The sequence below is a fragment of the Streptomyces sp. NPDC046859 genome (genome assembly GCF_040645135.1).
GTDB lineage: Bacteria > Actinomycetota > Actinomycetes > Streptomycetales > Streptomycetaceae > Streptomyces.
In genome coordinates, this window is record NZ_JBEYXR010000002.1 from 343,254 (window position 1) to 362,416 (window position 19,163).

Annotated in this window: 15 protein-coding genes; 14 read left to right on the top strand and 1 reads right to left on the bottom strand. The window is 72.9% G+C overall.

The genetic code is table 11. From position 1 onward, the window contains the following. Window positions 1–2: 2 nt before the first annotated feature. From ABZ899_RS04010 to ABZ899_RS04065, 12 genes are all read left to right on the top strand, one after another. Window positions 3–1,289 carry a dihydroorotase gene (locus tag ABZ899_RS04010; protein WP_361340324.1) on the top strand — a complete coding sequence of 429 codons (1,287 nt, stop codon included), beginning with the start codon at window positions 3–5 and terminating at the stop codon, window positions 1,287–1,289. After that, window positions 1,286–1,867, top strand: coding sequence for a hypothetical protein (locus ABZ899_RS04015; RefSeq protein ID WP_361340326.1), 582 nt, complete (start codon window positions 1,286–1,288; stop codon window positions 1,865–1,867). The genes ABZ899_RS04010 and ABZ899_RS04015 overlap by 4 nt, the downstream gene beginning before the upstream one ends. Next, window positions 1,864–3,006, top strand: coding sequence for a glutamine-hydrolyzing carbamoyl-phosphate synthase small subunit (gene carA / locus ABZ899_RS04020; protein ID WP_361340329.1), 1,143 nt, complete (start codon window positions 1,864–1,866; stop codon window positions 3,004–3,006). Before ABZ899_RS04015 ends, carA begins: the two co-directional genes overlap by 4 nt. Then, entirely contained in the window at window positions 2,999–6,307 is a 3,309-nt protein-coding gene (carB, locus tag ABZ899_RS04025; RefSeq protein WP_361340332.1) for a carbamoyl-phosphate synthase large subunit, read from the top strand. Before carA ends, carB begins: the two co-directional genes overlap by 8 nt. 52 nt (window positions 6,308–6,359) lie before the next feature. Beyond that, on the top strand, window positions 6,360–7,466 hold the full coding sequence (locus tag ABZ899_RS04030; protein WP_361340335.1) for a quinone-dependent dihydroorotate dehydrogenase: 1,107 nt from the start codon (window positions 6,360–6,362) through the stop codon (window positions 7,464–7,466). Then, a complete protein-coding gene (gene pyrF / locus ABZ899_RS04035; RefSeq protein WP_361340337.1) occupies window positions 7,463–8,302 on the top strand; it encodes an orotidine-5'-phosphate decarboxylase in 840 nt (279 codons plus the stop codon). Before ABZ899_RS04030 ends, pyrF begins: the two co-directional genes overlap by 4 nt. A 287-nt stretch (window positions 8,303–8,589) precedes the next feature. After that, window positions 8,590–8,913 carry an integration host factor gene (locus ABZ899_RS04040; protein WP_003977346.1) on the top strand — a complete coding sequence of 108 codons (324 nt, stop codon included), beginning with the start codon at window positions 8,590–8,592 and terminating at the stop codon, window positions 8,911–8,913. 60 nt (window positions 8,914–8,973) lie between these two features. Then, a complete protein-coding gene (gene gmk, locus ABZ899_RS04045; protein WP_361340340.1) occupies window positions 8,974–9,567 on the top strand; it encodes a guanylate kinase in 594 nt (197 codons plus the stop codon). A gap of 50 nt (window positions 9,568–9,617) precedes the next feature. Then, window positions 9,618–9,890, top strand: coding sequence for a DNA-directed RNA polymerase subunit omega (gene rpoZ / locus ABZ899_RS04050; protein WP_003988945.1), 273 nt, complete (start codon window positions 9,618–9,620; stop codon window positions 9,888–9,890). 104 nt (window positions 9,891–9,994) lie between these two features. Beyond that, on the top strand, window positions 9,995–11,206 hold the full coding sequence (gene coaBC / locus ABZ899_RS04055) for a bifunctional phosphopantothenoylcysteine decarboxylase/phosphopantothenate--cysteine ligase CoaBC (protein ID WP_361340342.1): 1,212 nt from the start codon (window positions 9,995–9,997) through the stop codon (window positions 11,204–11,206). 231 nt (window positions 11,207–11,437) lie between these two features. Next, window positions 11,438–12,646: a methionine adenosyltransferase gene (metK, locus tag ABZ899_RS04060; protein ID WP_361340346.1), complete on the top strand. Its 1,209-nt coding sequence runs from the start codon at window positions 11,438–11,440 to the stop codon at window positions 12,644–12,646. Window positions 12,647–12,777: 131 nt separating this feature from the next. Continuing rightward, complete coding sequence (locus tag ABZ899_RS04065; protein ID WP_361340349.1) at window positions 12,778–14,928, top strand: primosomal protein N'; 2,151 nt, start codon at window positions 12,778–12,780, stop codon at window positions 14,926–14,928. Between the two features lie 769 nt (window positions 14,929–15,697). Here the strand turns inward: ABZ899_RS04065 and ABZ899_RS04070 are convergent. After that, entirely contained in the window at window positions 15,698–16,240 is a 543-nt protein-coding gene (locus ABZ899_RS04070) for a hypothetical protein (protein WP_361340352.1), read from the bottom strand. 283 nt (window positions 16,241–16,523) lie between these two features. On the opposite strand from ABZ899_RS04070, the gene fmt reads away from it, so the two are divergent. Then, window positions 16,524–17,456, top strand: coding sequence for a methionyl-tRNA formyltransferase (gene fmt, locus ABZ899_RS04075; RefSeq protein WP_361340354.1), 933 nt, complete (start codon window positions 16,524–16,526; stop codon window positions 17,454–17,456). Between the two features lie 74 nt (window positions 17,457–17,530). Next, on the top strand, window positions 17,531–18,949 hold the full coding sequence (locus ABZ899_RS04080) for a transcription antitermination factor NusB (protein ID WP_361340357.1): 1,419 nt from the start codon (window positions 17,531–17,533) through the stop codon (window positions 18,947–18,949). Window positions 18,950–19,163: the final 214 nt, after the last annotated feature.

A 19,163-nucleotide genomic window follows, 5' to 3' on the forward strand; every position in this document is an offset into this window, starting at 1 on the left:
CCATGAGCAAGACCCTGATCCGTGGTGCGAGGGTGCTGGGCGGCGAGCCGCAGGACGTGCTGATCGACGGCGGGATCATCGCCGAGGTCGGCAGCGGGCTGAGCGCCGAGGGCGCCGAGGTCGTCGAGGCCGGCGGCAAGGTGCTGCTGCCGGGCCTGGTCGACCTGCACACCCACCTGCGCGAGCCCGGCCGCGAGGACTCCGAGACCGTGCTGACCGGCACCCGAGCGGCTGCCTCCGGCGGCTACACGGCCGTCTTCGCCATGGCCAACACCTTCCCCGTCGCCGACACCGCCGGCGTGGTCGAGCAGGTGTACCGGCTCGGCCAGGAGCACGGCTACTGCGACGTGCAGCCCATCGGCGCCGTCACCGTCGGCCTGGAGGGCAGGAAGCTCGCCGAGCTCGGCGCCATGCACGAGTCGGCCGCCGGCGTCACCGTCTTCTCCGACGACGGCAAGTGCGTCGACGACGCCGTGATCATGCGTCGGGCGCTGGAGTACGTGAAGGCCTTCGGCGGCGTCGTCGCCCAGCACGCGCAGGAGCCCCGGCTGACCGAGGGCGCGCAGATGAACGAGGGCGTCGTCTCCGCCGAGCTGGGCCTCGGCGGCTGGCCCGCGGTGGCCGAGGAGTCGATCATCGCCCGGGACGTCCTGCTCGCCGAGCACGTCGGCTCCCGCGTCCACATCTGCCACCTGTCGACCGCCGGGTCCGTCGAGATCGTCCGCTGGGCCAAGTCCCGGGGCATCGACGTCACCGCCGAGGTCACCCCGCACCACCTGCTCCTCACCGACGAGCTGGTGCGCACCTACGACCCGGTCTACAAGGTGAACCCGCCGCTGCGCACCGAGCGGGACGTGCTGGCGCTGCGCGAGGCGCTGGCCGACGGCACGATCGACATCGTCGCCACCGACCACGCCCCGCACCCGCACGAGGACAAGGACTGCGAGTGGGCCGCCGCCGCCATGGGCATGGTCGGCCTGGAGACCGCGTTGTCGGTGGTGCAGGAGACCATGGTGGACACCGGGCTCCTCACCTGGGCCGGGGTCGCCGAGCGCATGTCCGTCAAGCCCGCAGAGATCGGGCGGGCGACGGGCCACGGCCGGCCCGTCTCGGCTGGTGAGCCCGCGAACCTCACGCTCGTCGACACGGCATACCGTGGGTCCGTGGACCCCGCGGGCTTCGCCTCGCGCAGCCGGAACACCCCGTACGAGGGGCGTGAGCTGCCGGGCCGTGTCACCCACACCTGGCTCCGGGGCAAGGCCACGCTCGTCGACGGGAAGCTCACGTGACACCTGCAACACTCCTCGCAGCCGGACTCGCCGCCGACCAGAAGTCGGCCGAGGTCACCGACTGGGCCGCCCGCGTGGGCTGGGTCGTCGGACTCGGCCTCTTCGTGGCGCTCGTCTACTGGCTGATGCGCGAGGGCTGGAAATGGCGCGGCACGCTCCAGGGCGACCTGCCCGCGCTGCCCAGCGCGCCGGACGACCCGGGCCCGGTGAGACTGGGCATGAGCGGCCGCTACCACGGTTCCACCACCGCCGGTCAGTGGCTCGACCGCATCGTGGCGCACGGCCTCGGCACCCGGAGCCGGGCCGAGCTCACGCTGACGGACGCGGGACTGGACGTCGTACGCCCCGGCGCGGCCGACTTCTTCGTCCCCGCGGACCGGCTGCGCGGGGCGCGGCTCGACAAGGGCATCGCCGGCAAGGTCCTCACCGAGGGCGGCCTGCTCGTGGTGACCTGGGCGCACGGCGACCGGCTGATCGACTCCGGGTTCCGCTCGGACCGGGCGGCGGAGCACACCGCGTGGGTCGACGCCCTCAACTCCATGACCAACGACACCAGCACGGAAGGCGCCGAACGATGACCACCTCCACAAGGGGAGCCGACAAGGTTCCCGCGGTACTCGTCCTGGAGGACGGCCGGATCTTCCGCGGCCGTGCCTATGGGGCCGTGGGGGTGACCTTCGGCGAGGCCGTGTTCTCCACCGGTATGACCGGCTACCAGGAGACTCTGACCGACCCGTCGTACCACCGCCAGGTGGTCGTGATGACCGCCCCGCACGTCGGCAACACCGGCGTCAACGACGAGGACGCCGAGAGCAAGCGGATCTGGGTCGCCGGGTACGTCGTCCGCGACCCCGCCCGCACCCCGTCCAACTGGCGCTCCCGGCGCTCCCTGGACGACGAGCTGCGCGGCCAGGGCGTCGTCGGCATCTCCGGTGTCGACACCCGCGCGCTCACCCGCCATCTGCGCGAGCGCGGCGCCATGCGCGTCGGCATCTTCTCCGGCAACGCCCTGCCCGACGAGGGCACCATGCTCGCCGAGGTCCGCCAGGCCCCCGAGATGGAGGGCGCCGACCTCGCCGCCGAGGTCGCCACCAAGGAGGCGTACGTCGTCCCCGCGATCGGCGAGAAGAAGTTCACCGTCGCCGCCGTCGACCTCGGCATCAAGGGCATGACCCCGCACCGGATGGCCGAGCGCGGCATCGAGGTGCACGTGCTGCCCGCCACGGCCACCGTCGAGGACGTCTACGCCGTCGCACCGGACGGTGTGTTCTTCTCCAACGGACCCGGCGACCCGGCCACCGCCGACCACGCCGTATCCGTGATGCGGGGCGTGCTGGAGCGCTCGACCCCGCTGTTCGGGATCTGCTTCGGCAACCAGATCCTCGGCCGCGCCCTCGGCTTCGGCACCTACAAGCTGAAGTACGGCCACCGCGGTATCAACCAGCCCGTGCAGGACCGCACCACCGGCAAGGTCGAGGTCACCGCGCACAACCACGGGTTCGCCGTGGACGCCCCGCTCGACCAGGCGTCCGACACCCCCTACGGCCGCGCCGAGGTCTCCCACGTCTGCCTGAACGACAACGTGGTGGAGGGCCTCCAGCTCCTGGACCGCCCGGCCTTCAGTGTCCAGTACCACCCCGAAGCGGCGGCCGGCCCGCACGACGCCGCCTACCTGTTCGACCGCTTCGTTTCCCTGATGGAGGGCCAGCGTGCCTAAGCGCACCGATATCCAGTCCGTCCTGGTCATCGGCTCCGGCCCGATCGTCATCGGCCAGGCCGCCGAGTTCGACTACTCCGGCACGCAGGCGTGCCGCGTGCTCAGGGCCGAGGGCCTGCGCGTCATCCTGGTCAACTCCAACCCGGCGACGATCATGACCGACCCGGAGATCGCCGACGCCACGTACGTCGAGCCGATCACCCCGGAGTACGTCGAGAAGATCATCGCCAAGGAGCGCCCGGACGCGCTGCTGCCGACCCTGGGCGGCCAGACCGCCCTCAACACGGCCATCTCGCTGCACGAGGCCGGCACCCTGGAGAAGTACGGCGTCGAGCTGATCGGCGCCAACGTCGAGGCCATCAACAAGGGCGAGGACCGCGACCTCTTCAAGGGTGTCGTCGAGGCCGTCCGCCGCAAGATCGGCCACGGCGAGTCCGCCCGCTCGGTGATCTGCCACTCGATGGACGACGTCCTGGCCGGCGTCGAGACCCTCGGCGGCTACCCGGTCGTCGTCCGCCCCTCCTTCACCATGGGCGGCGCCGGCTCCGGCTTCGCGCACGACGAGGAGGAGCTGCGCCGCATCGCCGGCCAGGGACTCACGCTCTCCCCGACCACCGAGGTGCTCCTGGAGGAGTCCATCCTCGGCTGGAAGGAGTACGAGCTGGAGCTGATGCGCGACCGGAACGACAACGTCGTGGTCGTCTGCTCCATCGAGAACTTCGACCCGATGGGCGTGCACACCGGCGACTCCATCACCGTCGCCCCCGCGATGACGCTCACCGACCGCGAGTACCAGATCCTGCGCGACGTCGGCATCGCCGTGATCCGCGAGGTCGGCGTCGACACCGGCGGCTGCAACATCCAGTTCGCGGTGAACCCCGAGGACGGCCGGGTCATCGTCATCGAGATGAACCCGCGCGTGTCCCGCTCCTCGGCGCTCGCGTCCAAGGCGACCGGCTTCCCCATCGCCAAGATCGCCGCCAAGCTGGCCGTCGGCTACACGCTCGACGAGATCCCGAACGACATCACGCAGGAGACCCCGGCCTCCTTCGAGCCGACGCTCGACTACGTGGTCGTGAAGGCGCCCCGGTTCGCCTTCGAGAAGTTCCCGAGCGCGGACTCCACCCTCACCACCACCATGAAGTCGGTCGGCGAGGCCATGGCCATCGGCCGCAACTTCACCGAGGCCTTCCAGAAGGCGCTGCGCTCGCTGGAGAAGAAGGGCAGCCAGTTCACCTTCGTCGGCGAGCCCGGCGACAAGGACGAGCTGCTGCGCGAGGCGGTCCGGCCCACCGACGGCCGCATCAACGCGGTCATGGGGGCCATCCGCGCGGGCGCCACTCCCGAGGAGGTCTTCGACGCCACGAAGATCGACCCGTGGTTCGTCGACCAGCTCTTCCTCATCAAGGAGATCGCCGACGAGCTCGGCGCGGCCCCCGAGCTGACCCCGGACCTGCTGGCCGAGGCCAAGCGGCACGGCTTCTCCGACGTGCAGATCGCCGAGATCCGCGGCCTGCGCGAGGACGTCGTCCGCGAGGTGCGGCACGCGCTGGGCATCCGCCCGGTCTACAAGACGGTCGACACCTGCGCCGCCGAGTTCGCCGCGAAGACCCCGTACTTCTACTCGTCCTACGACGAGGAGAGCGAGGTCGCGCCGCGCGAGAAGCCGGCCGTCATCATCCTGGGCTCCGGCCCCAACCGCATCGGCCAGGGCATCGAGTTCGACTACTCCTGCGTCCACGCCTCCTTCGCGCTCAGCGACGCCGGGTACGAGACCGTGATGGTCAACTGCAACCCGGAGACCGTCTCCACGGACTACGACACCTCCGACCGGCTGTACTTCGAGCCGCTGACGCTGGAGGACGTGCTGGAGATCGTCCACGCGGAGCGGCAGGCCGGTCCGGTCGCCGGTGTCGTGGTCCAGCTCGGCGGCCAGACCCCGCTGGGCCTGTCGCAGGCGCTGAAGGACAACGGCGTGCCGATCGTCGGCACGTCCCCCGAGGCCATCCACGCCGCCGAGGACCGCGGGGCGTTCGGCCGCGTCCTCGCCGAGGCGGGCCTGCCCGCCCCCAAGCACGGCACCGCCACCACCTTCGCCGAGGCCAAGGCCATCGCCGACGAGATCGGCTACCCGGTCCTGGTGCGCCCCTCGTACGTCCTCGGCGGACGCGGCATGGAGATCGTCTACGACGAGACCCGGCTGGAGTCCTACATCGCCGAGTCCACCGAGATCAGCCCGTCCCGGCCGGTCCTGGTCGACCGGTTCCTCGACGACGCCATCGAGATCGACGTCGACGCCCTGTACGACGGCGAGGAGCTGTACCTCGGCGGCGTCATGGAGCACATCGAGGAGGCCGGCATCCACTCCGGCGACTCGGCGTGCGCGCTGCCGCCGATCACGCTGGGCGGCTTCGACATCAAGCGCCTGCGCGCCTCCACCGAGGCCATCGCCAAGGGCGTCGGGGTGCGCGGCCTGATCAACATCCAGTTCGCGATGGCCGGCGACATCCTGTACGTCCTGGAGGCCAACCCGCGCGCGTCCCGTACGGTCCCCTTCACCTCGAAGGCGACCGCGGTGCCGCTGGCCAAGGCCGCCGCCCGGATCTCGCTGGGCGCCACCATCGCCGAGCTGCGCGCCGAGGGCCTGCTCCCGGCGAGCGGCGACGGCGGTGAACTCCCGCTCGACGCGCCGATCTCCGTCAAGGAGGCCGTGATGCCGTGGTCGCGCTTCCGCGACATCCACGGGCGCGGCGTCGACACCGTCCTCGGCCCGGAGATGCGCTCCACCGGCGAGGTCATGGGCATCGACAGCGTCTTCGGCACGGCGTACGCCAAGTCGCAGGCGGGCGCGTACGGCCCGCTGCCCACCAAGGGCCGCGCGTTCATCTCGGTCGCCAACCGCGACAAGCGCTCGATGATCTTCCCGGCGCGCGAGCTGGTCGCCCACGGCTTCGAGCTGATGGCCACCTCCGGCACCGCCGAGGTCCTCAGGCGCAACGGCATCAACGCCACCGTCGTGCGCAAGCAGTCCGAGGGCACCGGCCCGAACGGCGAGAAGACCATCGTCCAGCTCATCCACGACGGCGAGGTCGACCTCATCGTCAACACCCCGTACGGCACGGGCGGCCGCCTCGACGGCTACGAGATCCGTACGGCGGCCGTGGCGCGCTCGGTGCCGTGCCTGACGACGGTCCAGGCGCTCGCCGCCGCCGTCCAGGGCATCGACGCCCTCACCCACGGGGACGTGGGCGTCAGGTCGCTCCAGGAACACGCCGCACACCTGACCGCGGCCCGCGACTAGCAGCCGACGTGGGGGACACCGGAAACGGTGTCCCCCTCTTCATGAGGGACTCATGTACAAGATCTTCTTCACCTGCTTCTTCCAGCGGATGGACCCGGAGCAGGCCCACCACCTGGCCTTCCGGTGGATCCGCCTCGCCGCCCGCGTCCCCGTGCTGCGCACGTTCGTCGCCGCCGCGCTCGCGCCCCGCTACAAGGAGCTGCGCACGGAGGCCCTCGGGCTGCGCATGCACGGGCCGTTCGGGCTCGCCGCCGGCTTCGACAAGAACGCCGTCGCGATCGACGGCATGGCGATGGCCGGCTTCGACCACGTCGAGATCGGCACGGTCACGGGGGAGCCCCAGCCCGGCAACCCGAAGAAGCGGCTGTTCCGGCTCGTGCCGGACCGCGCGCTGATCAACCGCATGGGGTTCAACAACGACGGCTCGCTGGCCGTGGCCGCCCGTCTGGCGTCCCGTACGCCGGTCTTCCGGACCGTCGTGGGCGTCAACATCGGCAAGACGAAGGTCGTGCCCGAGGCCGAGGCCGTCGGCGACTACGTGACGTCGGCCGAGCGGCTGGCGCCGTACGCCGACTACCTGGTCGTCAACGTGTCGTCACCCAACACCCCCGGCCTGCGCAACCTGCAGGCCACCGAGTCGCTGCGGCCCCTGCTGACGGCCGTCCGCGACGCCGCCGACCGTGTGGTGCCCGGCCGCCGTGTGCCGCTGCTCGTCAAGATCGCGCCGGACCTCGCCGACGAGGACGTGGACGCCGTGGCCGACCTCGCCGTGGAGCTGGGCCTGGACGGCATCATCGCCACGAACACCACCGTCGCCCGCGAGGGCCTGGGCCTGACCTCCGAGCCCTCGCTGGTCAAGGAGACCGGCGGGCTCTCCGGAGCGCCGCTGAAGGCACGCTCGCTCCAGGTCCTGAGGCGCCTCTACGCGCGCGTGGGCGACCGGATCACCCTCGTGGGCGTCGGCGGCATCGAGAACGCCGAGGACGCCTGGCAGCGCATCCTGGCGGGCGCCACCCTGGTCCAGGGCTACAGCGCCTTCGTCTACGAGGGCCCCTTCTGGGCCCGCGCCATCCACAAGGGGCTCGCCGCGCGCCTGCGCACCAGCCCCTACGCCACCCTCGCCGACGCGGTCGGCGCCGACGTGAGGAAGACGGCATGACCGAGCCCTTCGGAAGTCGACTGCGCCGTGCGATGGACGAGCGCGGCCCCCTGTGTGTGGGCATCGACCCGCACGCCTCCCTGCTCTCCGAGTGGGGCCTGAACGACGACGTGGCCGGCCTGGAGCGGTTCAGCCGCACCGTCGTGGAGGCGACGGCCGACCGGGTCGCCGTGCTCAAGCCGCAGAGCGCGTTCTTCGAGCGCTTCGGCTCCCGCGGCGTCGCCGTCCTGGAGAAGTCGGTCGAGGAGGCGAGGGCGGCCGGCGCGCTCGTCGTCATGGACGCCAAGCGCGGCGACATCGGCTCCACGATGGCCGCGTACGCGGAGTCCTTCCTGCGCAAGGACTCGCCGCTGTTCTCCGACGCGCTGACGGTCTCGCCGTACCTCGGCTACGGCTCGCTGTCCCCGGCGGTGGCGCTCGCCCGTGAGAGCGGCACCGGGCTGTTCGTGCTCGCCCTCACCTCCAACCTGGAGGGCGGCGAGGTCCAGCACGCGGTCCGGGCGGACGGCCGGGACGTCGCCGCGACGATGCTCGCCCACCTCGCCGCGGAGAACGCGGGGGAGGAGCCGCTGGGCTCCTTCGGGGCGGTCGTCGGCGCCACGCTCGGTGACCTGTCGTCCTACGACCTCGCCATCAACGGCCCGCTGCTCGCGCCCGGCATCGGCGCCCAGGGGGCCACGCCCGCGGATCTCCCCAGGGTGTTCGGCGCCGCGGTGCGCAATGTCGTCCCGAACGTCAGCCGGGGGGTGCTGCGGCACGGCCCCGACGTCGTGACCCTGCGTGATGCCGCGTCACGCTTCGCCAACGAGGTGCGCGAGGCGGTCGCGGGCGCCTGAGGGCCGGTGACGGCATCGATGTCGGCCGCGGAGTCCTCCGGTGAGCGGTCCGCGGCCGACTTGAGTCTGGATACATCCTCAAATCCGGGGCAGTATGTCTTAAATGTCTGGCCTGACGGAGGCTGACCAGGACTTTTCCGCTGTTCTCGCTGACTCTTGCGGACTTGCCCGCTAGTCTCCGACGAGAGTCAGTGGGCAAGCGTGTTGCTCGTGGCTCCCCAGGTGTGGGGCGACTAGGTTCCTCACCGGTCCGTATCCGACAGTTCGACATCCGAGGTGACGTAGGCGTGGCTCTTCCGCCCCTTACCCCTGAACAGCGCGCAGCCGCGCTCGAAAAGGCCGCCGCGGCTCGCCGGGAGCGGGCCGAGGTCAAGAATCGACTCAAGCACTCCGGCGCCTCTCTTCACGAGGTCATCAAGCAGGGCCAGGAGAACGACGTCATCGGCAAGATGAAGGTCTCCGCGCTGCTCGAGTCCCTGCCGGGCGTGGGCAAGGTCCGCGCCAAGCAGATCATGGAGCGACTCGGCATCTCCGAGAGCCGCCGCGTGCGGGGCCTCGGCTCGAACCAGATCGCCTCCCTTGAGCGTGAGTTCGGCAGCACCGGCTCCTGAGTCCCGGTTCCCCGGGACCTCGGGTCCCGGGCGGTCCGCGATTGCTGGAATAATCGCTGCATGGCTGTAACACCCCGGGGGACGACCCCCGAGCCCCCGGACGCAGGTCCGCGGCTGACCGTGCTCTCCGGCCCCTCGGGGGTCGGCAAGAGCACGGTCGTCGCTCATATGCGCAAAGAACACCCCGAGGTCTGGCTCTCCGTGTCGGCGACGACGCGCAAGCCCCGCCCCGGCGAGCAGCATGGAGTCCACTACTTCTTCGTCACCGACGAGGAGATGGACAAGCTGATCGCCAACGGCGAGCTGCTGGAGTGGGCCGAGTTCGCCGGCCACCGCTACGGCACACCGCGCGCGGCCGTGCTGGAACGGCTCGAGGCGGGCGAGTCCGTGCTCCTGGAGATCGACCTCCAGGGCGCCCGGCAGGTCCGTGAGTCCATGGCCGAGGCCCGACTGGTGTTCCTGGCCCCTCCCTCCTGGGAGGAGCTGGTGCGCAGGCTCACCGGCCGGGGCACCGAGCCGCCCGAGGTGATCGAGCGCCGGCTGGACGCGGCGAGGATCGAGCTGGCGGCCGAGCCCGAGTTCGATGTGACCTTGGTCAACACCTCCGTCGAGGACGTGGCGCGCGAGCTGCTAGCCTTGATGGACGTTGTGTGATCGTGTCCGATCGCGTGACTGAATCTTTCCCATCCATCGGAAGGTAGAGCGTGTCCTCTTCCATCTCCGCGCCCGAGGGCATCATCAACCCGCCGATCGACGAGCTCCTCGAGGCCACCGACTCGAAGTACAGCCTCGTGATCTACGCGGCCAAGCGGGCCCGCCAGATCAACGCGTACTACTCGCAGCTCGGCGAGGGCCTCCTCGAGTACGTCGGTCCGCTGGTGGACACGCACGTCCACGAGAAGCCCCTCTCGATCGCCCTGCGTGAGATCAACGCGGGTCTGCTGACGTCCGAGGCCGTCGAGGGCCCGGCGCAGTAAGTACGATCTTCAGCTTGCAGCTGACTTTTCCACAGGCCCGGCGGCGCGTCCGCCGGGCCTGTGGTGTGTAGTGGAGTCGTACGCAGCCGAGTGCGGGGAGAGACGTGGACAAGCCGAAGGTCGTTCTGGGGGTCAGCGGCGGCATCGCCGCCTACAAGGCCTGTGAGCTGCTGCGCAGACTCACGGAGTCCGGCCATGACGTGCGCGTCGTGCCGACCGCCTCCGCCCTGCACTTCGTCGGCGCCGCCACCTGGTCCGCCCTGTCCGGCAACCCGGTCTCCACGGAGGTCTGGGACGACGTCCACCAGGTGCCGCACGTCCGCATCGGCCAGCACGCCGACCTGGTCGTCGTCGCCCCGGCCACGGCCGACATGCTCGCCAAGGCCGCCCACGGGCTCGCCGACGACCTGCTGACCAACACCCTGCTGACCGCCCGGTGCCCGGTGGTGTTCGCCCCCGCCATGCACACCGAGATGTGGGAGCACCCCGCCACCCAGGAGAACGTGGCGACCCTGCGCCGGCGCGGCGCCGTCGTCATCGAGCCCGCCGTGGGCCGTCTCACCGGCGTCGACACCGGTAAGGGCCGGCTGCCCGACCCCGCGGAGATCTTCGAGGTCTGCCGTCGGGTGCTGGCCCGGGGCGCCACCGAGCCCGACCTCACGGGCCGGCATGTCGTGGTGAGCGCGGGCGGCACCCGCGAGCCCCTGGACCCCGTGCGCTTCCTCGGCAACCGCTCCTCGGGCAAGCAGGGCTACGCCCTCGCCCGCACCGCCGCCGCGCGGGGCGCCCGCGTGACCCTGGTCGCAGCGAACACCCAGATAGCCGACCCGGCCGGCGTCGACGTGGTGCGGGTCGGCACGGCCGTGCAACTGCGGGAGGCCGTCGTCAAGGCCGCCGCCGACGCGGACGCGGTCGTCATGGCCGCGGCCGTCGCCGACTTCCGCCCGGCCACGTACGCGACCGGGAAGATCAAGAAGAAGGACGGCCAGGAGCCCGAGCCCGTCGTCCTGGTGCGCAACCCGGACATCCTGGCGGAGATCGCGGGCGACCGGCCCCGGGAGGGCCAGGTGGTCGTCGGCTTCGCCGCCGAGACGGACGACGTCCTCGCCAACGGGCGACGCAAGCTGGAGCGCAAGGGCTGCGACCTCCTCGTGGTCAATGAGGTCGGCGAGCGCAAGACGTTCGGCTCCGAGGAGAACGAGGCGGTCGTCCTGGGCGCCGACGGCAGCGAGACCCCCGTGCCGCACGGGCCGAAGGAGGCCCTCGCCGACATCGTCTGGGACCTGGTCGCGCGCCGCCTGGACGGCGCCGTCTGACCCACCCGGGAGGGTGCCCGCCACCCGCCCGATTCGGGCGTGGCGCCTCTGGCCACCGCCGTGTGCGATTGGCAGAATGCCCGTGCCGCAGGTCACAGCCCTCCCGAGAGGCGAGACACGGGGGTCCGTGACCGGGCACGACAGATAAACTGTCCACGGACGACGCCGGGCGCAGCCCCCGTCCCGTCCGCCAATGATCAGCCAGCAGCCGCTGCAACCCCAGGGAGCGTTGTGTCCCGTCGCCTGTTCACCTCGGAGTCTGTGACCGAGGGTCACCCCGACAAGATCGCTGACCAGATCAGCGACACCATTCTCGACGCGTTGCTGCGCGAGGACCCCTCGTCCCGCGTCGCCGTCGAGACGCTGATCACGACCGGCCTGGTGCACGTGGCCGGAGAGGTCACGACCAAGACGTACGCGGACATCGCGACGCTGGTCCGCAGCAAGATCCTCGAGATCGGCTACGACTCCTCGAAGAAGGGCTTCGACGGCGCCTCCTGCGGTGTCTCCGTCTCCATCGGCTCGCAGTCGCCCGACATCGCGCAGGGCGTGGACGCGGCCTACGAGGCGCGGGTCGAGGGCGACGAGGACGAGCTCGACCGTCAGGGCGCCGGTGACCAGGGCCTGATGTTCGGCTACGCCACCGACGAGACGCCGACCCTGATGCCGCTGCCGATCTTCCTGGCGCACCGGCTGTCCAAGCGCCTGTCCGAGGTCCGCAAGAACGGCACCATCCCCTACCTGCGCCCCGACGGCAAGACGCAGGTCACCATCGAGTACGACGGCGACAAGGCCGTCCGCCTCGACACCGTGGTCGTGTCCTCGCAGCACGCCTCGGACATCGACCTCGACTCGCTCCTCGCTCCCGACATCCAGGAGTTCGTGGTCGAGCCCGAGCTGAAGGCCCTCCTCGACGACGGCATCAAGCTCGACACCGAGAACTACCGCCTGCTGGTCAACCCCACCGGCCGCTTCGAGATCGGCGGCCCGATGGGTGACGCCGGCCTCACCGGCCGCAAGATCATCATCGACACCTACGGCGGCATGGCCCGCCACGGCGGCGGCGCGTTCTCCGGCAAGGACCCGTCCAAGGTGGACCGCTCGGCCGCCTACGCGATGCGCTGGGTCGCCAAGAACGTCGTGGCGGCCGGTCTGGCGTCCCGCTGCGAGGTGCAGGTCGCGTACGCGATCGGCAAGGCCGAGCCGGTCGGTCTGTTCGTCGAGACCTTCGGCACCGCCAAGGTCGAGGCCGAGCGGATCGAGAAGGCCATCGACGAGGTCTTCGACCTCCGTCCGGCCGCCATCATCCGCGACCTGGACCTGCTCCGCCCGATCTACGCCAAGACGGCGGCGTACGGCCACTTCGGCCGCGAGCTTCCCGAGTTCACCTGGGAGCGCACGGACCGCGTGGACGCGCTCCGCAAGGCCGCCGGGCTGTAGGCAGGCCCGCGGTTTCGTCAGGCCGAGGCCCGGTGCCCTTCTCTGGGGGACCGGGCCTCGGCGTGTGCGCGCGGCCCCGAGGGTGACGGGGGCGCCGCCGGATGTCAGTGGCGTTTGGTAGGAATGCAGGCGTGAGCAGCGAGGACGAGCAGCCGGGAGGCGGCGCCGACGGGGCGCCGCCCGAGCAGCTTGCCCTCATCCGCGAGAGCGTCCGCAAGGCCCAGGTGCCCCGCGCCAAGCCGCGGACCTGGCGCGGCGCCCGGCTCGCCAGGGAACTGCCCGTGGCGCGGGTGCTGGTCGACAAGGGCGTGCTGCACCTCGACCGCTACTTCGACTACGCCGTGCCCGAGGAACTGGCCGAACAGGCGCAGCCCGGGGTCCGGGTCCGGGTGCGCTTCGGCGCCGGGGCCCACCATGTGCGCGAGGGGCGCCGCGAAGGGGGCGGGCTGCGGGACGGGTTCATCGTCGAGCGCCTCGCCGAGAGCGACTACCAGGGCCCGCTGGCCGCCCTCGCCCAGGTGATCTCGCCGGAGCGCGTCCTCGACCCCGACCTGCTCGCCCTCGCCCGGGCCGTCGCCGACCGGTACGCCGGCAGCCTCGCCGATGTGCTGCAGCTGGCCATTCCGCCCCGGCACGCCCGCGCCGAGGCCCGCACCCTGCCGCCGCCCCCACCGCCGCCCCCGGCGCCGGACCCCGGCCCCTGGCAGCGCTACGAGCACGGGCCGCGCTTCCTGGAGGCGCTGGCGGCGGGGCGGTCGCCGCGTGCGGTGTGGACCGCGCTGCCCGGACCGCAGTGGCCCCAGGAGATCGCCCTGGCGGTCCGCGCGACCCTGGCGTCCGGGCGCGGCGCGCTGGTCGTCGTGCCGTCCGGCCGCTCGGCCGCACGGGTGGACGCCGCGCTCACGGAGACCCTGGGGGAGGGGCAGCACGCGCTGCTCACCGCCGACGCGGGCCAGGAGCGCCGGTATCTCGAATGGCTGGCCGTGCGCCGCGGCTCCGTCCGGGCCGTGGTCGGCACCCGCGCCGCGATGTTCGCCCCGGTGCGGGACCTCGGCCTCGTGGTGATCTGGGACGACGGCGACTCCAGCCACAGCGACGACAATGCCCCGTTCCCGCATGTGCGGGAGGTGCTGGAGCTGCGCGCCGCAGGCGGCAAGTGCGGGTTCCTGCTGGGGAGTTGGGGCTGCACCGTGGAGGCGGCGCAGCTCGTCCGCAGCGAGTGGGCCGTCCCGCTCACCGCGGACCGCGAGGGCGCCCGGCGGCTCACCCCGCTGGTGCGGACCGTCGGCGACGGGGACCTCGCCCGCGACGAGGCAGCCCGGGCCGCCCGGCTGCCCTCCCTGGCCTGGCAGGCCGCCCGGGAAGGGCTGCGGCACGGCCCCGTCCTCGTGCAGGTCCCCCGGCGCGGCTACGTCCCCCGGCTCGCCTGCGACCGGTGCCGGGAGCCGGCCCGGTGCCGGCACTGCGCGGGGCCGCTGGAGGCGCGCGGCGGGGGCGGTGCCCTGACCTGCGCCTGGTGCGGGCAGGACACCCCCGACTGGCATTGCCCCGAGTGCGGGGGGTTCCGGCTGCGGGCCCAGGTCGTCGGTGCGCGCCGGACCGCCGAGGAACTGGGGCGGGCGTTCCCGGCCGTCCCAGTGCGCACCTCGGGGCGGGAGCATGTGCTCGACACCGTGCCGGGGGCGCCCGCGCTGGTCGTGAGCACACCGGGCGCGGAGCCGGTGGCCGAGGGCGGATACGCGGCGGCGCTGCTGCTGGACGGCTGGGCGATGCTCGGCCGGGCGGACCTGAGGTCCGGCGAGGAGGCGCTGCGACGCTGGATCACCGCCTCCGCGCTGGTCCGGCCGCAGGAGGCGGGCGGCACCGTGGTGATCGTCGCCGAGGCGACGCTGCGTCCCGTGCAGGCGCTGGTGCGCTGGGACCCGGTGGGATTCGCCGTACGGGAACTGGCCGAGCGCGCCGAGCTGGGCTTCCCGCCCGTGTCGCGGATGGCGGCGGTGTCCGGGCCGCCGGAGGCGCTCGCGGAGTTCCTGGCGGCCGTCGAACTGCCGGGCGACGCCGAGGTGCTGGGCCCCGTGCCGCTGCCGGTCACCCCCGCCGGACGTCCGCGGCGCCCCGGCGGCCCGCCGCCCGGCGAGCAGTGGGACCGCGCCCTGATCCGGGTGCGCCCCGGCAGCGGGGCCGCCCTGGCGGCGGCGCTGAAGTCGGCACGGGCGGCACGGATGGCCCGCGGGGGCGGCGAGACGGTGCTGGTGCGGATCGATCCGCTGGACATCGGCTGAGCGATGGCGGCGTGAGGCCGCGGGCCCGTGAGTCCGCGCCCGGCGCGGGGTGCGTGGTGCTGTCGGGCGGGGCGGTGTAATGGTGCTGGTGTGGGTCGACCGGCTGAGCGATGGCGGCTGTGGCGCCGGGCTTGAGCGCCTGAGTCCGGCAGCCGGGTGCGTGGTGCCGTCGGGCGGGGCGGTGTGATGGTGCTGGTGTGGGTCGACCGGCTGAGCGATGGCGGCTGTGGCGCCGGGCTTGTGCGCCTGAGTCCGGCAGCCGGGTGCGTGGTGCCGTCGGGCGGGGCGGTGTGATGGTGCTGGTGTGGGTCGACCGGCTGAGCGATGGCGGCGGTGTGCTGCCGGGCTTGTGCGTCTGAGTCCGGCAGCCGGGTGCGTGGTGCTGTCGGGCGGGGCGGTGTGATGGTGCTGGTGTGGATCGACCGGCTGGACATCGGCTGAGCGATGGCGGCGGGACGCTGCGGACCGTGAGGTCCGCGCCCGGCTGGGCGGGGGCCATGGGCGCCGTCGGCAGGGCGGTGAGACCGCTCTCGTGTGATGACCCATGGGGTGCCGGCTGAGCGACTGCGGGCGAGGGCGCCGTGCCCGCGTGTCCGCGCCCGGTGGGAAGGCGACCATGGGCACCGGGCAGGCAGGGGAGGCGGCGCTGGCCGACCGGCCGGACATCGGCCGGGCGGGGGCGGCGGGGAACCGGCGCGCCCCGCGGCTCCCGGCCAGGAAGAGGTCTGCCCTCCCGGGTGCGCGCCGGGAGGGCAGAGTCGAGGGGGTGTCAGCCGTTGCGTGGGCCGGGGAAGGCCGTGGGCCGGGCCTCGTCGCGCAAGGCGGGGCTGCCGGCCGTCGGCTGGGTCGGCATGGAGCGGGCGGCCGGGACCGTCGGCACCGCCGGCAGGGCGGTGGAGACGTTGACCGCGCGGGTACCGGCCGCCTCGGCCGTGCGCTCGGCCTCGGCCGCGGCCTGGGCGGCGGCGCGGCGGGCGCCGTAGCGACGGTGGACGGCCTGCTTGGTGACACCGAGGGCGGAACCGACCGCGTCCCAGGAGAAGCCCAGCGAGCGGTCGAAGTCCACGGCCGCCGTGACCAGGGTCTCGACGCTGTCCCTCAGCTCCTGCGCGAGGCGGACCGTCGGGGCGGGGGCGCGCCCGTAGACGACGAAGCCCGTGGACGGGCCGGAGCGGCGCGGGCGGTAGACGTTGCCCAGCTGGGCGGTGAGGGTGCGCAGTGCGTCCACCTGCCGGCGGACCCGCTCGATGTCCCGCACCAGCAAGTGCAGGCTGGCCCGAGCCTGGGCGTCGTGGGTTGCGTGGTCGGCCATGAACAAGCCTCTCGAACCGGCGTGAAAAGGAGAGGGCCGCGATGTCGGCGTCTGCGGCCCGAAGGGGTCAACTCTTTCTTGACCAACGCGGCAGGGCGCCGCTGGTCACGCTGTGGGGGCGTGCGGGCATATGCCTACGCCCGGCGGAGGGGTGCGCGCCACGGCGGGCCGCAGGCGGTACCGGCTTCCCGAACGGCCGGTGCTCCGGCGTGAGTCAGCGGCCCCCGCACCCATAGACTGGTGCGTCGCCCAGCCGCCCCCGCCCGAGAGGCCCTGCCCACCCATGAAGCTCGTCTTCGCCGGCACCCCCGAGGTCGCCGTTCCCGCTCTGGACGCTCTGATCGCCTCCGGGCGGCACGAGGTGGCCGCCGTCGTCACCCGGCCCGACGCGCAGGCCGGGCGGGGACGGCGGATGGTCGCGAGCCCCGTGGCCGAGCGGGCCGCCGAGGCCGGGATCGAGGTGCTCAAGCCCGCCACGCCGCGGGACCCCGCGTTCCTGGAGCGGCTGCGGGAGATCGCGCCCGACTGCTGCCCCGTCGTCGCCTACGGCGCCCTGCTGCCGCGCGTCGCCCTCGACGTGCCCGCCAACGGCTGGGTCAACCTGCATTTCTCGCTGCTGCCCGCCTGGCGCGGCGCCGCCCCCGTGCAGCACGCCATCATGGCCGGTGACGAGATCACCGGCGCGTCCACCTTCCTCATCGAGGAGGGCCTGGACTCCGGGCCGGTCTACGGGACGGTCACGGAGGAGATCCGGCCCACCGACACCAGCGGCGACCTGCTGACCCGGCTGGCCTTCGCCGGCGCGGGGCTGCTCTCCGCCACCATGGACGGCATCGAGGACGGCACCCTGAAGGCCGTGCCGCAGCCCGCCGACGGCGTCACCCTCGCCCCCAAGGTCAACGTCGAGGACGCGCACATCGACTGGACCGCCCCGTCCCTGCGCGTCGACCGTGTGGTGCGCGGCTGCACGCCCGTGCCCGGCGCCTGGACCACGTTCCGCGGCGAGCGCCTGAAGCTCATCCAGGTGCAGCCGGTGCCGGGCCGGGACGACCTCGCGCCCGGCGAGCTCGCCGCCGGGAAGAACAACGTGTACGTCGGGACCGGCTCCTACGCCGTCGAGCTGCTGTGGGTGCAGGCGCAGGGCAAGAAGCCCATGCGGGCGGCGGACTGGGCGCGCGGCGCGCGCATCGCCCAGGGCGAGCGGGTCGGGGCCTGACCGGGGCACGCCGGGCCCGCGACGGGACGTAGGCTGGTCGTATCTCTCGTCCAGCAATCCGGAGCACCTTTTTCGTGAGCGACACCTCTCGTCGGCCCCGCAGGCCCGGCAAGCCCTACCGTCGGCCCCAGAAGGACCCCGTCCGCATCCTCGCCTTCGAGGCGCTGCGCGCCGTGGACGAGCGGGACGCGTACGCCAACCTCGTGCTGCCGCCGCTGCTGCGCAAGGCGCGCGAGAAGGGCGACTTCGACGGACGGGACGCCGCGCTCGCGACCGAGCTGGTCTACGGGACACTGCGCCGGCAGGGCACGTACGACGCCGTCATCGCCGCCTGTGTGGACCGGCCGCTGCGTGAGGTCGACCCGCCGGTGCTCGACGTGCTCAGCCTCGGCACCCACCAGCTCCTCGGGACGCGCATCCCGACCCACGCGGCCGTGTCCGCCTCGGTGGAGCTGGCCCGGGTCGTGCTCGGCGACGGGCGGGCCAAGTTCGTCAACGCCGTGCTGCGCAAGGTCGCCCAGGACGACCTGGACGGATGGATCCAGCGGGTCGCCCCGCCCTACGACGAGGACCCCGAGGACCATCTCTCCGTCGTGCACTCGCACCCGCGCTGGGTCGTCTCGGCGCTGTGGGACTCGCTCGGCGGCGGTCGCGCCGACATCGAGCGCCTGCTCGAGGCCGACAACGAGCGGCCCGAGGTGACGCTGGTCGCGCGCCCGGGGCGGGCCACCACCGAGGAACTGCTGACCGAGGAGGCCGCCGTGCCGGGGCGCTGGTCCCCGTACGCCGTGCGGCTCGCCGAGGGCGGGGAGCCCGGCGCGATCGAGGCCGTGCGCGACGGGCGCGCGGGCGTGCAGGACGAGGGCAGTCAGCTCGTCGCGCTCGCCGTGGCCAACGCGCCGCTGGAGGGTCCCGACCGGCACTGGCTCGACGGGTGCGCGGGACCCGGCGGGAAGGCGGCGCTGCTCGGCGCGATGGCCGCCCAGCGGGGCGCGATGCTCGTCGCCTCCGAGAAGCAGCCGCACCGGGCCGGGCTCGTGGCCCGGGCGCTGGCCGGCAACCCGGGGCCGTACCAGGTGATCGCCGCCGACGGGACGCGGCCCGCGTGGCGGCCGGGCAGCTTCGACCGTGTGCTGGTGGACGTGCCGTGCACGGGGCTGGGCGCGCTGCGGCGCCGGCCCGAGGCGCGCTGGCGCAGGCGGCCGGAGGATCTGGACGGGTTCGCTCCGTTGCAGCGGGGGCTGCTGCGCAACGCGCTGGACGCCGTGCGGGTGGGCGGAGTCGTCGGGTACGCCACCTGCTCCCCGCACCTCGCCGAGACCCGGGCCGTCGTGGACGACGTCCTCAAGCAGCGGCCCGGGTTCGAGCTGATCGACGCGCGCGGCCTGCTGCCGGGCGTGCCCGATCTGGGGGAGGGGCCCGATGTGCAGCTGTGGCCCCATGTGCACGGTACGGACGCGATGTACCTGGCGCTGATGCGGCGCGTGGACTGACGCGGACCGCGCTGTCGCGTCCATGGGGGTCACTTGCCTGTTGCAGTCGAGTCCTGGCCGACCGCTTGAGACAGACGGGATGTGGCGCGACAGCCGGCACTCCTGGCAGACCAGCGGCCCTTGACGGAGCCGAAGCCGGTCCGCGAGCGCCTGGGCCATGCGCTGGCAGCCACCGACAGCACCGACCAGGCCAGCCCCTCACGCGCGATGCTCG